Consider the following 14,995-nt stretch of genomic DNA (forward strand, 5'->3'; position numbering starts at 1 on the left):
TGTTCCTCCTTTATGTAGTTAACAATAGTTCCTCTATTATTGTACCAAACTTTCGCGGTTCTTCCACATGAATTGCATGACCTGTGTTGGAAATTGTCGTGATTTGAAAGTCCGGATTAAGCTTTTTCATTTCTTTTGCAATTTGAACAAACTTCTGATCCATCTCTCCGACAAGTAAATGGACTGGTATAGAAAGCCCGGCCAACTTGTCCCACCATGAGTCTTGAGCCCCTGTCCCCATTCCTTTTAAGCTATTGGACAACCCTAAAGGGGACTGACCCAGGCGCTGCTTCCGAATCTCGGCACGTTCCTCATCATTCAGTCTCTTTTGAGAAGCAAACAAGGGAATCTCTTCCCAAAAGTCGACGAAGGCTTCCATTCCTTCTCTCATGATCCTGTCGGCTAACGCATGGTCTTTTTTCCGCCGTTCCATTCTTTCTTCACCCGTTTTCAATCCGGGAGAGGCACTCTCGAGAATCAAGGCCTTCACCTTTTGAGGATACCTCATGGCGAAGTGAAGGGCCGTCCGACCACCCATGGAATAGCCGATGAAGATCGCCTGGTCTACTTCCAATGCAGACAAAATGGAATCAAGATCATTTGATACATGATCCATTGTATAACGTGAGAAATCCTCAGGGGCTTCTGTGCGGCCATGACCGATCAAATCAATGCTTACGCATGTAAAGGTGGAAGATAACCGATCGGTGATCCGTGACCATGTCGTCGTATCCCCGGTAAATCCATGAAGAAAAACCAAAGGCTCTCCTTCTCCTTTAACTTCTACAAAATAACGAATATCATTCACTTGAAGGATCACTGATTTTCACCCTTCAATTTCTTCACCATTTCCCGGGAAACAAAATCCCACAAATTACGATGATTTGCTACATTTTCTTCACGGTTCGTCATGACCTCAATGATGTTGATTCCCATTCTTTGATCAGCTTCCTGAAGGGCCGGAAAAAACTGCTCCTGTGAAGTGACATGGAAATAACCCGCGCCGAATAGCTTGGCTGCGTGGACAAACTCCAAATCCATCGGGGTGCCAAAAAGGTCTTCAAAATGATTCTGGTCGTTCGCCTGCGGTAAATAAGAAAAGATTCCTCCGCCGTTATTATTCATCACAACAATCGTCATATTGAGTTGATATTTCCTGGCCATCAATAAACCGTTTAGATCATGGAAAAATGCCAAATCCCCAATTAATAGGTACATCGGCCGTGCTCTTGTACTCATGCCAAGAGCAGTAGATACCACTCCGTCAATTCCATTAGCCCCCCGATTCGCAAAGATGCGAAGAGAACGGTCATTTGTAAAGAAATAGGTGTCAAGATCACGAATAGGCATACTGTTACTTGAAAAAAGAGTCGCTCCCTTAGGAAGGTGCTGTACCAGCTGATGTACAGCTACCCCTTCATCCCACTCATGTTGGCCTTTTAACAGAAGATCTTTGCTATCGTTATTTGCACCCAACCAACGATTTAACCAGTCGTGATTACTTGTATATTCTTGATTCATAAAGCTCTCACAAAACCATTTTTCCTCGCAATAAATATAATTCGTTCCTTTAGCCGTTGGGTCCTGCCATTCCTCAGACTTACTAACGATCCAAGTCGGGATTTCAGGCAACTCCCTCAGGAAAATCATAAGGGCTTTCGATACAGGCATAGCACCGAAACGGATGACGAGATCGGGTCTCAATGTACCCTTCAATTCATCAATCCTTAAGAAAGTATCATAGGCATCAATAATATTTTCTTTTGAATGGTTTCCACTCCGGATAAAGGAAAGAGGATCAGCCACAACGGGCAGACCATAATACTCTGCAAATTGCACAATAGGAAGTGCAGCATCCCCATTTAACCCTGGTCCACATACAACAAGGGGACGCTCGGACTTCATCAATTCCTCCTGAAGTTCCTCTTTTAGATCCGGAGATAATTGCCGGTCTCCCTGATGGACTCTTTTCAAAGGTGTGTCCCTTGAAAATTCAACCTGGTTTAGATCGGGTATGAGAGGTTCTCTAAAAGGAAAATTAAAGTGGACAGGTCCTTGAGGATGACCTGTGGATACGGCTACACCCCTGACAGCAGATGATTGTGCATATTGAATCATGGATGGGAGATTTTCCGGCAGGGCCATGTCAATTGACCATTTCACGTGTTTCCCGTAAAGATCAATCTGATGAATGGCTTGCGGTGCCCCCACCTCTCTTAATTCATGAGGACGATCGGCCGTCAGGACAATAAGCGGCACTTTGGCATAACGGGCTTCAATGATAGCTGGATAGTAATTGGCCCCTGCAGTTCCCGAACTGCAGAGAAGGACAACCGGCTTTTCTTTTACTTTCGCGATTCCCAATGCAAAAAAAGCAGCCGATCGTTCATCTACATTAACATATGTTTTCACATTAGGATGATGGGCAAATAATAACGCCAAAGGAGTAGATCGAGAGCCAGGGCTAATGACTACTTCGTCTACTCCATTTCCAACTAATTCTTCAATAAAAGCCGCTAAATAATGTGTTAAATTCTGCTGATGTTCATCAATCATGTATGTTTCCCCCTAATGCCCTTAGCATCGGTCGAAATTTCATTTGTGTTTCCTTAAATTCACTTTCAGGCTGAGAGTCTGCCACTATCCCGCATCCTGCATATAAATAAGCCTTATCCCTTTGAAGAAGACCTGAGCGAAGGGCAACGGCATACTCACCATTTCCATAAGCATCGATCCAGCCGACAGGACCCGCATACAGACCGCGATCCATGTCCTCCTCTTCCCTGATCACATGCAATGCCTTATCCCTTGGTACCCCACCCAATGCAGGTGTCGGATGTAATTTTTCCACCAGATTGATAAGAGATGTATGTTCAGACGCCTGTCCAATGACAGGCGTATATAAATGCTGAATGTCTTTCAGCTTCATCAACTGAGGCGAAGATGGGATCGTCAATGTTTCACATAAAGGTGCAAGAGCGTCTTGAATGCTCTCCACCACAAGCTGATGCTCATAACGGTTCTTTTCATCCTCAAGGAGCTCTTCGCCCAGCTTCTCATCACTCTCCAGCGTTTCCCCGCGGGCAATCGAGCCTGCTAAACAGGTGGAAAGAATTTCTTCCCCCGATTTCTTCACGAGGCGTTCGGGCGTAGCTCCGATAAAGCAGCTATCTTCCCTTTCAAAGCTGAAGACAAAACTGTCCGGCTGCTGCTTCCACAAATTATCCAATACAAAATCAGATGACACTTGCGCATCAAACGACACTTCACATTTTCTGGCAAGCACTACCTTTTCCATTTCACCCTGTTTTAAACGGCTCACCACACTTTGAACAGAATCCTTCCATTCTTCAGGCTTCATATCCCGATTTTGCAGCCACTGGGGCTGCTCAGGAATAATAGGCATCCTCGCGTTTGCAAGCAGTTCATCCTTGACTCTGATACGATCATAGAATAGGGCTTCTTCCTCATCGGGATGACAAATGAAATTAACCGTTAAATAATTGGTTTTTCCCGGCTTTGTCAGCATGAACATAGGTAATTGAAACGTTCCGTTCGAGAATTGCCCCCACTCTTCTCCGATAGATTTAAGCGGATCAAAGCTAAAGCCGCCAAATAACAAAGGTCCTGTGCCTGCAATTTCCTCCCCGGTCAAAACGACAGACTCTTCAATTAAGCGCTTCCACTCTTTCTCTACCGTAAAAAATCGTTCTTCAATCTCATTCGTAGACAGTATATGAGCCGCTCCAAGCCCTACTAGCGAGATGGTATGATCACGGTCCTTCCATAGGAAACGCTCACCAACAAAAGAGCTTCCTCCATAATAAAAAGAAAGAGGATCGACTGCATCGACTTCCTCCACTATGCTGAGAAGGACGGGGTGATGTAATTGTTTAGCCTTCATTTTGGCTGTATCATATGCTTTTTCAATATTGGTTTTATGGATGGTAACCAATTGAATTCCCCCAAACAAAAATCACGTACGATATTCAAACTTATTTTAAGATACACCTGTCTTTAAGGTGTGTCAACGAAGTTTAAGACATGTTAACAATATTTATCCTTATTATATATAATAAACCCTTTTTCCCCTTTTGAGAAACCAAAAGCGTTGTAAAAGTCCTCAATTACTGGAAAATAGCACCTTCACAGATTTTTAAAAAATGATTGACAGTCTTCTTCCCTTTACCTACACTTTAATCTGTAAAGGAATTGTAATGTTTTCTGAAAAATTCCTTATTGCGTAAGGGAGAGAATATGATGGAACAACAAGCATCCAACGTGTTGGAATCAGATAAAGGGTGGAAGATCTGGTGGCAGCTTACAAGGCCACACACTCTTACAGCTGCATTTGTACCTGTCTTACTGGGGACTGTACTAGCTCTGCAATTTACCAAGGTCAGTTTATCACTGTTTGCAGCCATGCTCATTGCCTGCTTGCTCATCCAGGCTGCTACCAATATGTTCAATGAATATTATGACTATAAAAGAGGCTTGGATACAGAGCATTCTGTCGGTATCGGCGGAGCAATCGTCCGGAACGGGGTTAAGCCATCCACGGTCATAAACCTTGCTTTTTCACTGTACGGAATCGCACTTTTATTAGGAATTTATATTTGTCTTAATAGCACATGGTGGCTTGCACTCATAGGTATAGTGTGCATGGCAGCAGGGTACTTTTATACTGGCGGACCTATGCCAATTGCTTACACACCTTTTGGGGAAATTGTAGCCGGTTTTTTTATGGGACTTGTGATCATACTCATATCGTTCTACATTCAAACTGGATATATCAATGGTGACAGCATTCTATTGTCTGTTCCAGTATCCATTTTAGTCGGCGCCATTCTATTAGCGAATAACATCCGCGACCTGGACGGGGATAAAGAGAACGGCCGAAAAACCATCGCAATCCTTTTAGGAAGAAAAGGAGCGATCATCCTTTTGGGCGGCATGTTTGTCGTATCCTATGGCTGGATTATCGGTTTGGTCCTTGCAGGCGTTTCATCACCTTGGCTATTTGTTGCCTTTCTAAGCATTCCGAAAGCCGTCAAGGCAACGACAGGATTCATCGGCAAATCACAGCCGATCGAAATGATGCCCGCCATGAAAGCAACCGCACAAACAAACACCATCTTCGGATTCCTGCTATCCATTGGACTATTACTTGCTTATATGCTGTAAAAAAACGTGAGTCGCCCCCTTCATTTAGGGTTCGGCTTTTTTTTATGTTTTAACAACCCCACTTTCGGATAAAGTATGGTTAGTACATTATTTAAGCGAACATAATGAAGGATGTGAAGAAATTGCTAACAGACAGCCAAAAACAGACACTGAAACAAGAATTGGTTCAACAGGAAAAACAGCTTCAGGAACATCTTCATCAGGATTTAGATAATCTTCACCATACAAATGAACGTGATAACTCAGGTGAACTTTCCCTTTACGATAACCATCCTGCCGACATGGGAACAGAGTTATATGAACGAGAGAAGGATTTCGCCATAGATGACCACGCCAAACTTGAACTAAATAAAATTCACAATGCCCTTGAGGCGATCGAACAAGGAACTTATGGACAATGCAAAGAATGTGGTGGGGAGATTCCTTATGAGCGTTTGGAAGTCATTCCAACAACACTTTATTGTAAAGATCATTCACCTGAACAATCGACACCTCAGGATAGACCCGTAGAGGAAGATGTACTGCAGCCGCCTGTTGATAACGAATTCAGGCATGAAACAGACGGAAATGTGCGGGATGATCAAGACAGCTTTCAGGAAGTAGGACGCTTCGGCACATCCGAAACACCTTCTGACTTCGAAGGTGATTATGAAGACTATTCGGAATTGTATCAGGATGAGGACACTTCAGAAGGATTTACCGAGGATTTCGAATCCTTTGTCGGAACCGACATGGAAGGCTCCAATCGCAAGGCATATCCTTCAAAGACTCATGAAGAATATGAGGATATGCTGGATGAAAACAATATGGAATCCACATTGGGCGACATTCCGTATAAAGATGGCGACAGTTATATTTCTGATAAGAAAAACAAATAAAAAAGCTTGGGGGAACTTTCCCCAAGCTTTTTTCTACTTTATTAAACTGCCCTGTGTAATGCCCCATATATCCTTCGCATACTGCTCAATCGTCCGGTCACTCGAAAAATAGCCGGAATTGGCAATGTTCTGTAAGCACATTCGGGACCAATGCTCTTTATTTTCATACGCTTTTCCTGCTTGTTCGTGAGCCCTCACATAGGAATCGAAATCCCTTAAAACAAAGAATTGATCGTTCTCAGTCAGTAAGGAGTCATAAATGGTTTCAAAATGGTCGCCTGCATCAGGAAGTGTGTCATCGATCAATTGATTCAACACCTTCTTAATACGGGTATCATAGTGGAAATACTCCATGGCATAGTATCCACCGTGATGCTGATATTTCATTACTTCATCAGCCGTTAATCCAAATATAAAGATATTGTCTTTCCCCACTTGCTCAAGAATCTCAATATTCGCCCCGTCCAATGTTCCAATGGTCAAGGCACCATTCATCATGAACTTCATATTTCCTGTACCCGATGCTTCTTTGCTGGCTGTTGAAATCTGTTCTGACAGATCAGCTGCGGGAATGATTTCTTCAGCTAATGATACCCGGTAGTTTTCCAGGAATACGACTTTAATCCGCCCTTTTACAAGCGGGTGGTCATTCACCAGATCCGCTACAGAGTGGATCAACTTAATGATTTTCTTCGCATAGTAGTAACCCGGTGATGCTTTCGCACCAAAAATGAATGTTCGCGGATGAAAATCAAAACTCGGATCTTCCACACAGCGATTATAGAGATGGAGAATGTGTAAAACATTCATCAGCTGGCGTTTATACGCATGGAGCCGCTTCACTTGAATGTCAAAAATCGAAGAGGGATCGACGATGATTCCATTGCTTTCAAATATTCGATCGGCGAGCTTCCGTTTATTTTCCTGTTTCACATCATGAAGGTCCTTAAGAAACGCCGTATCATGATGATAGTCCTTCAAATCCGCTAACTTATCGGGATCTTTGATCCACCCATCCCCGATGGAAGAGGTTATCAAGTTCGAAAGGGCCGGATTGCTATTCAGCAGCCACCTTCTATGGGTAATGCCATTCGTTTTACTATTAAATTTATCAGGATAATATTGATAGAATAAGTTCATTTCTCTGAGCTTTAGAATTTCTGTATGAATCTTGGCTACTCCATTCACACTAAAGCTTCCTACAATAGCCAAATGAGCCATTTTCACTTCATCATGGGAGATGATCGCCATATCCTCTATCCGCTTCCACTCACCGGGATACTCCTTCCACAACTCCTGACAGAATCTCTCATTGATTTCATTCACAATCATATGGATGCGGGGGAACAGCGGCTTGAAAATACGGATCGGCCATCTTTCCAGTGCCTCCGAAAGAGTTGTATGATTCGTATAGGCGAATGTGTTCGTCGTGATTTCCCACGCTTCCTCCCATTCAAAGGAATACTCATCAAGAAGGACCCTCATCAGTTCCGGTATCGCAAGGACCGGATGAGTATCATTGATATGGATCGATATATTCTCATGCAGTTCCTTCAGGTCACCATTCCGGTAAAGATAGGAATCAAGAATGGAACGGATGCTCGCTGATACAAGGAAATACTGCTGTTTCAGACGCAGGATCTTTCCCTCATCATGGGTATCGTCTGGATAAAGAAATTCTGTGATCGCTTCAGTATCACGCTTGTATTTCATCATATCTTTCCCGGCTTTATAAGCAGCAGGTTCAGCACTCCATAATCGAAGAGTATTAACCGTCGACGTTTCATATCCTACTACAGGCATATCATAAGGTACGGCCGCTACTACTTCTGCATCCACGTGACGGAACTTCAAAACATCATTTTCCGTATAGGATTCCACCTTTCCCCAGAAAGGCACTTCGACGGTAAGATCTGACTTTCGAACCTCCCATACATGCCCATGACGCAGCCACTGCTCCGGAAGCTCCATCTGAAAACCGTTGACGATCTTTTGTTCAAACAATCCATGCTTGTAACGGATCCCATAGCCATGTCCAGGTAAATTAAGGGAAGCTAATGAGTCCAAGAAACATGCAGCCAAGCGCCCCAGGCCACCGTTTCCTAGTCCCGCATCGTGCTCAACCTCTTCCATTTCAGCAAGGTCAATACCTAAATCCTTTAATCCCTTATCCACAATATCGTAGATTCCTAAGTTCATCAGGTTCTGGCGAAGCAGGCGTCCCAAGAGAAATTCAATCGATAAGTAATACACCTGCTTTTGTTTACTGAACCGGTACTGCTCATTCGTATGAATCCAGTTCATCGAGATGTATTCCCTTATAAGGTGACCTAATGTGAAGAACTGATCCTGACTCGTAGACTCAGGAAAGGTCTTCCCATACATCATTTCAAGCTTCTTCAGAAACATTTCTTTAAATTCAATTGGATCAGAAAACATGGCTTTCACTCCTTGATACCAGGTCAGCATATAGTTGATTATACTTAAAGGCCGATTGTGCCCAACTATAATCCTTATTCATTGCAGTTCGTACAATATGATTCCATGTTTCCGGATCTTCGTAGAAATACGATAGAGCCCTTTGATAGGTGTAGAGCATATCATGGGCATTAAAGTTCTTAAACGAAAAACCGTTTCCTGTCTTCGTTTCTTCATTATAGGATTCAACTGTGTCGTTCAATCCCCCCGTTTCCCGGACAAGCGGCAGGGCTCCATATCTCATGGCAATCAGTTGCCCCAGTCCGCACGGTTCGAATTTAGAAGGCATCAGGAACAAATCACTGGCAGAATAGATCTGCTTTGCCAGGTCCTCATTAAATCCGATTTGTACCCTGACCTTATCCGTATACGTCCATTCCATCTCCCTGAAGAATTGTTCAAACTCCCAATCCCCTGTTCCCAGAAGGACAAATTGAACTTCTTCCTGGAGCATTTCATGAAATACTCCTCTTACTAGTTCAAGCCCTTTTTGATTCGTTAACCTTGAAATGATGGACACAAGAGGGATTCCTTCATTTTCTTCTAATCCCAAGCTTTTTTGCAGGTGAAGCTTCGCTTTCTTCTTTCCATGAAGGTTGCCGCTAAAGTAAGGAAACTCTCCGTCATCAGGATTGTACACTTCATCATCAATACCGTTTAAAATACCTAATAATTGGTTGTATCGCTGTCCCAGGATATTATGAAGCTTTTCCCCGTAATATGGCGTCAGAATCTCCTCTTTGTATGTAGGACTCACCGTGGTAACAAAATCCGCCGAAATCAAAGCGCCCTTCATAAAATTGATATTTCCATAGAACTCAAGGTATTCGTGATGAAAATACTTATCGTGAATGCCTAATAAGTCAGTCATCACCTGTTTAGGATAAATCCCTTGAAATTGAAGATTGTGAATGGTGAACACACTGCGGATAAACGAATAACCCGGTCTCTCCTGGTATTCGGTTCTTAATAAAAATGGAACCATTCCCGTGTGCCAGTCATGACAATGAATCACATCTGGATAAAAATCAAGAACAGCGATACTTTCCAACACCGCTCTCGTAAAATACGCAAAGCGCTCACCATCATCAAAATACCCGTATAAACGATCCCGATTAAAATAGTATTCATTATCGATAAAATAATACGTTACACCATTTTCACTGTACTCTTCAATTCCACAATACTGATTCCGCCAGCCAACTGACACGAAGAACTCTTTCTTCTTTTTCATTTTTGAACGAAACTCATGAGGGATCCCACCATATTTAGGCAGGATCACCCTGACATCCGTCCCTAAACTCCTTAATTCCTTAGGCAAAGCGCCTGCAACATCTGCCAAGCCTCCAGATTTAATAAAAGGGACACACTCAGATACTACAAATAACACTTTCACGAATTCATCAGCGCTCCTTGAATCATCCCTTTGCGAATGACTATTGGATTGTTTGGATCTCCGATAAGCTTGACGCCATCCTCGATTCTCACATCTTTATCTAAGATTACATTCTCTAGTACACAGTTATCTCCAATTTGGCTCTTCTGCATAATGATGCTGTCCGAAATCATCGTATTTTTTCCTACCTTGACCGCTCTGAACATGGTAGAATTCTTCACTTGGCCTTCTATGAAGCATCCATTGGCGATAATACTATTTTTCACACTTGCAGCTGAAGTGTAGCGTGTTGGCGGCTCATCCTTCACCTTCGTGTAGATTGGTGAATCCTTTTTGAACAACTCTTTCCAATAAGATAGATTCAAAAGTTTCATGCTGGCATCATAGTATTCTTCAATGCAATCAATCGTCTGAACAAATCCCTCATGCTCATAGCCGCACACCTTAAAGCCGCTATCCATATCATCCACAACATCCTGCATACACGTATAGCCTGTTTCACGTCGCTTCTCTATCAAATCAATGAGTGTAGACGTTTTCACCAGGTACATATCTAAAGAGTTTCCGTTATGACGCATTTCCGTTATATCACAACCGATATGGATATGGCGTTCTAGCACCGGTTGATAGTCGATATTGCATAAGGTAAAGCAATTGCTGATCAATGCATATTCCTGGGTACTGCGATAAAAATAGTCCAAGTGATGGGCGAAGTGATTAAATGAACCCACACCCTCTTCATTCGCCTCTAATCCTGGTGCAGGGAAGAAAAACAACCCGTCACGCTTCCGGTTCAGATCCCAGTTCTTCCCTGATCCAAGATGGTCCATAAGGGAACGGTATTGAAACTTAGGGAAAATCGCAACGGAGCCAATATCTGAATTCACCATATTGGAGAGTACAAAGTCGATCAAGCGGTATCTCCCTGCAATCGGCAGAGCAGCTAATGAACGATGTAACAGTAAATCCTCCAACGAATCGTAGTAACTAGTAGCATCAATAACGCCAAGCATTGAATTTTTCAAAACACTTCCTCCTCTTAAGTTGTAATGTGGGTCTTTAACCTTTACACTTTTTCTTGTTCCAGTAGTGTTTCAATGAATGATTCCGTAACCAGGATGATTTCATCCGATCCTTCTTCCGGCATGATGCACAGGCCGTTCGGAACCTTGACATTCGACGGTACGATTGCCTGCTCGATATAGGCGTTTTCCCCAATGACTGCATCCGGCATGACGACTGATCGGCTTACATGTGCTCCTCTTTTTACCGTTGTTCCTTGAAACAGGACGGATTTACGAATCGTCCCTTCAATCGTACACCCTTCATTCACAAGGGACCCCTCAACAAGTGCTTCTTCAGAAATATATTGAGGCGGCTCATTCGGATTCACCGAATACACTCTCCAGTCATGATCAAACAGATTCAGCTCATTTTTCTCATCAATCAAGTCCATATTCGCTTCCCATAGGCTCTTAACTGTTCCGACATCCTTCCAGTACCCTTTAAACGGATAGGCCATCAGCTTTTTCTTCTCATCAAGCAGTAAAGGAATAACATCCTTCCCAAAGTCATGGCTGGAATCAGGATTACGCTCATCCATCTCCAAATAGTCCTTCAGTACAGAATAATTGAAAATATAGATTCCCATAGAAGCAAGGTTACTCTTAGGGAAAGCCGGCTTTTCCTCGAATTCAGTAATTCTCATATCCTCATTCGTGTTCATCAGACCGAACCTGCTCGCCTCATCCCAGCCTACTTCAATGACGGAGATAGAGACATCCGCTTTCTTCTCGATGTGATAGTCGAGCATTTTACTATAATCCATCTTGTAAATGTGATCTCCTGAAAGTATCAGTACATACTCTGGATCATATTGCTCAAGGTAATTCATATTTTGATAAATGGCACTGGCCGTTCCTGTATACCAGCGCATCTCAGATGATTCTGCATAAGGCGGCAGAACGGTGACTCCCCCATTTTTACGGTCAAGATCCCATGCACTTCCGATTCCGATATAAGAATTTAATACTAATGGCTGGTACTGGGTAAGGACACCCACCGTATCAATCCCTGAATTTGTGCAATTGCTTAATGTGAAATCAATAATGCGATATTTTCCTCCAAACGGTACGGCTGGTTTCGCCAGACTCTTCGTCAATGAGCTTAAACGGCTCCCTTTTCCACCTGCTAATAACATGGCCACACATCTACCTTTTGCCATCTTGCTCTCTCCCCTTTCAATCTATTGGTTTTAAATAAACGGCTGCGTATGGTGGAATCGTCATTTCCACATATCCTTCTCTTCCATGGTACGGCTCGCTGTGTACTGTAAGAGGCATAGGGTTCACCTGATGTGATCCGCCAAATCGTTCATCATCACTATTCCAAATTTCTTCATAAGAAGAAACTTTATTGACTCCCACCTTATACTGATGATACACATGAGGGCTGAAATTACAGATCACCACAAGATGATCACCCTCCTCTTTCCCATTCCTGATAAAAGAGAAAATCTGCTGCTCCCTATTATCCACATCCACCCATTCAAATCCCTCTGAACGATGATCCATTTGGAATAATGGTTCAGCACCTTTATATAAATGCATAAGTTCTTTAAAATATGAGTTGAATTTGTGATGATATTCGTAATCCAATAAATGCCAATCTATTTCCTCTAAATCCTTCCACTCTGAAAACGGGGCAAGTTCACTTCCCATAAACAGAAGCTTTTTCCCTGGATGAGCCATCATATAGCTCAGGAGCAGACGATATTGAGCGAATTTCTGCCAGTAATCACCTGGCATTTTATTCAATAATGACTTCTTCCCATGCACCACTTCATCATGGGAAAAGGGAAGCACATAATTCTCTGAGTACGCATATAACAATGAAAATGTGATAAGAGAATGTACATGCCTTCTTTCAGACGTGTCTGTTTCCATATATTTAAGGACGTCATTCATCCATCCCATATTCCACTTATAATTAAAGCCAAGTCCTCCGTAATGAACTGGAGACGTCACCTGAGGCCAGTCTGTAGAATCCTCCGCAATCATCAGAATCGAAGAATCATACTCGAACACTGCCTTATTCAAGTTTTTCAAAAACTGTATGGCTCCTTCATTGGGAGCAAGCTCTCCCTGGTTAGCCCAGTAAATAATGTTGGCAACTGCATCAATCCTGAATCCATCAATATGATAAAGATCCATCCAGAAACGGGCATTCGAAATCAGGAAGCTTCTCACTTCTCCCTTACCTAAATCAAAATTCGCCGTTCCCCAGGTATAATTCTCACGATCCCTTTCCTCTCCATACTCATAAGCAAAAGAACCATCAAATTCGTATAACCCGTGAGCGTCCTTACAAAAATGACCAGGGACCCAATCCAAAATCACGCCAATATTATGTAAATGACATTCATTCACGAACGCCATCAATTCATGAGGTGAGCCATAGCGACTAGTCGGAGAATAATAGCCAGTACCTTGATACCCCCAAGAACGATCAAACGGATGCTCCGTGACAGGCAGCAACTCAATATGTGTAAATCCTTGTTCTTTCACATGAGGAATCAATTGCTGTGCCAATTCCTTATAAGAAAGAAACTTCCCCGCTTTCTTTTTCCATGTGCCTAAATGCACTTCATAAATCGCCATAGGCTTGTCATAGACCGTCGAACTGGCTCGATGTTCAAGCCACTCCTCATCTTCCCATGAAAATCCCTGCAGCTCATACACCACGCTTGCAGTATTTGGACGCTTCTCGGAAGCAAATCCATAGGGGTCCGCCTTCAGCTTCTTGGATCCCGATAGAGTCGTAATCTCGTACTTATACGTTTCTCCCGATAGATCCCCATCAATGCGAATTGTCCATAAACCTTCGTTATTCCGCCTTGTAAGTTCATACCCGGTCCCATTCCAATCATTAAAAGATCCAACCAATGAAACATGTCTTGCTTTCGGTGCCCAAACGCAAAATTCTGTATAGGTCCCTGTGGAATCTCTTCTCACATGTGAACCCATAAACTGATAGGCCTGCTGCAAATTTCCCTCATGAAACAAAAAAACATCATAATCTGATATGGTCATTGCGTTCATCATCTCACCTACATTTTTTCAATCTACTTACTACTTTCTTTCAACTTCATCAAAATCCTTTTTATTATCGTCGCTCAATTACGACAATTTCCTACATACATTTATTAAAAAGGTACACTATTGGAAAGTCTTACTAAATGATAGGGTTTACATTGGAAGAACATAGGGGAATCGTGTTGAATCCATAGCGAAATTTGTCGAAAGTTTTTTAATTAAAAAAAGTGAAATTTGATGAAAAAGCAGAAGGATTCCGGTATTTTGTATGGTTTTTGGTTTGTTGTGGGAGGCCTGGGCGGTGTCGAATGGAGGGGTGATTAATAATGGATAATAGATCTGGCATTTGCATTCTTAGGATGGATGAAACCTGTCTTAAAGTACAATAATGGAGAACCCCTACATAGTGTAATCTTTGGAGGAATCGGGGTTAGGTGATGGAATACTGGATATGAATAATGGAGAAATTTAAAAGGTGGTATAAGCCTTTTACTCTTTGAAGATCACTGACTAATGTTCCCTCGTATCCTCCTTTTATTGTAATTAAAATGTGAACTGAAAAGAGGAGTGTAGAAGTTGATAATATAATGGGGAAAGTCGATAATATAATGGTCAATGTCGATAATATATGGCGGAAAGTCGATAATATAATGGTCAATGTCGATAATATATCCCTCGTACAGAAGTAGAAGCATGCTTTCTCATGTAAAACCGATTAATCTAGCCCCGATCTGGCTTCATATTCAACTAAATCTCTTTATTTAGTCATATTTTCATTTTATTTTTAATAAAATGACCACCAATTCTTCTTTATACAATAAAAAAAAGACTATCAAAATGATAGTCTTTTTTCAGATGACCCATACGGGATTCGAACCCGTGTTACCGCCGTGAAAGGGCGGTGTCTTAACCGCTTGACCAATGGGCCATAATATGGCGGAGAAGGAGGGATTTGAACCCTCGCG

Annotated in this window: 10 protein-coding genes and 1 tRNA gene; 2 read left to right on the forward strand and 9 right to left on the reverse strand. The window is 42.4% G+C overall.

Features of this window, described 5'->3' with window-relative positions; all coding sequences use genetic code 11:
• Positions 1-10 precede the first annotated feature (10 nt).
• From menH to TV75_RS18870, 3 genes are read right to left on the reverse strand one after another with little or no spacing between them, the layout of a single operon-like run.
• On the reverse strand, positions 11-820 hold the full coding sequence (menH, locus tag TV75_RS18860) for a 2-succinyl-6-hydroxy-2,4-cyclohexadiene-1-carboxylate synthase (RefSeq protein ID WP_044340359.1): 810 nt from the start codon (positions 818-820) through the stop codon (positions 11-13).
• Complete coding sequence (gene menD / locus TV75_RS18865; protein WP_044340360.1) at positions 817-2,556, reverse strand: 2-succinyl-5-enolpyruvyl-6-hydroxy-3-cyclohexene-1-carboxylic-acid synthase; 1,740 nt, start codon at positions 2,554-2,556, stop codon at positions 817-819. The genes menH and menD overlap by 4 nt, the downstream gene beginning before the upstream one ends.
• Positions 2,549-3,955, reverse strand: a complete 1,407-nt coding sequence (locus TV75_RS18870) for an isochorismate synthase (protein WP_044340361.1) — start codon at positions 3,953-3,955, stop codon at positions 2,549-2,551. The genes menD and TV75_RS18870 overlap by 8 nt, the downstream gene beginning before the upstream one ends.
• A 305-nt stretch (positions 3,956-4,260) precedes the next feature.
• On the opposite strand from TV75_RS18870, the gene TV75_RS18875 reads away from it, so the two are divergent.
• Together TV75_RS18875 and TV75_RS18880 are read left to right on the forward strand one after the other, a co-directional pair.
• Positions 4,261-5,184 carry a 1,4-dihydroxy-2-naphthoate polyprenyltransferase gene (locus TV75_RS18875; RefSeq protein ID WP_156142533.1) on the forward strand — a complete coding sequence of 308 codons (924 nt, stop codon included), beginning with the start codon at positions 4,261-4,263 and terminating at the stop codon, positions 5,182-5,184.
• 113 nt (positions 5,185-5,297) lie between these two features.
• Complete coding sequence (locus TV75_RS18880; RefSeq protein WP_437176723.1) at positions 5,298-6,062, forward strand: TraR/DksA C4-type zinc finger protein; 765 nt, start codon at positions 5,298-5,300, stop codon at positions 6,060-6,062.
• A 33-nt stretch (positions 6,063-6,095) separates the two neighbouring features.
• On the opposite strand, the gene TV75_RS18885 is transcribed toward TV75_RS18880, so the two are convergent.
• The 6 genes from TV75_RS18885 to TV75_RS18910 form a co-directional block, all read right to left on the reverse strand.
• Positions 6,096-8,501 (reverse strand): glycogen/starch/alpha-glucan phosphorylase, encoded by a 2,406-nt coding sequence (locus TV75_RS18885; RefSeq protein WP_044340364.1) that lies wholly within the window; start codon positions 8,499-8,501, stop codon positions 6,096-6,098.
• Positions 8,491-9,936: a glycogen synthase GlgA gene (gene glgA / locus TV75_RS18890; protein WP_044340365.1), complete on the reverse strand. Its 1,446-nt coding sequence runs from the start codon at positions 9,934-9,936 to the stop codon at positions 8,491-8,493. The genes TV75_RS18885 and glgA overlap by 11 nt, the downstream gene beginning before the upstream one ends.
• Positions 9,933-10,961, reverse strand: coding sequence for a sugar phosphate nucleotidyltransferase (locus tag TV75_RS18895; protein WP_044340366.1), 1,029 nt, complete (start codon positions 10,959-10,961; stop codon positions 9,933-9,935). Before TV75_RS18895 ends, glgA begins: the two co-directional genes overlap by 4 nt.
• A 41-nt stretch (positions 10,962-11,002) precedes the next feature.
• Entirely contained in the window at positions 11,003-12,160 is a 1,158-nt protein-coding gene (locus TV75_RS18900; RefSeq protein WP_044340367.1) for a glucose-1-phosphate adenylyltransferase, read from the reverse strand.
• Positions 12,161-12,176: 16 nt separating this feature from the next.
• Complete coding sequence (glgB, locus tag TV75_RS18905; RefSeq protein WP_374054712.1) at positions 12,177-14,039, reverse strand: 1,4-alpha-glucan branching enzyme; 1,863 nt, start codon at positions 14,037-14,039, stop codon at positions 12,177-12,179.
• Between the two features lie 847 nt (positions 14,040-14,886).
• Positions 14,887-14,958: transfer RNA gene (locus TV75_RS18910), tRNA-Glu, on the reverse strand.
• Between the last annotated feature and the right edge of the window lie 37 nt (positions 14,959-14,995).

This window comes from Rossellomorea aquimaris, from assembly GCF_000935355.1.
Lineage (GTDB): Bacteria > Bacillota > Bacilli > Bacillales > Bacillaceae_B > Rossellomorea > Rossellomorea aquimaris_B.

Coding starts and splice junctions, on each gene's coding strand:
- menD (WP_044340360.1), bottom strand. CDS start 2,556: ATGATTGATGAACATCAGCAGAATTTAACACATTATTTAGCGGCTTTT.
- TV75_RS18900 (WP_044340367.1), bottom strand. CDS start 12,160: ATGGCAAAAGGTAGATGTGTGGCCATGTTATTAGCAGGTGGAAAAGGG.
- TV75_RS18875 (WP_156142533.1), top strand. CDS start 4,261: ATGGAACAACAAGCATCCAACGTGTTGGAATCAGATAAAGGGTGGAAG.
- glgB (WP_374054712.1), bottom strand. CDS start 14,039: ATGATGAACGCAATGACCATATCAGATTATGATGTTTTTTTGTTTCAT.
- TV75_RS18885 (WP_044340364.1), bottom strand. CDS start 8,501: ATGTTTTCTGATCCAATTGAATTTAAAGAAATGTTTCTGAAGAAGCTT.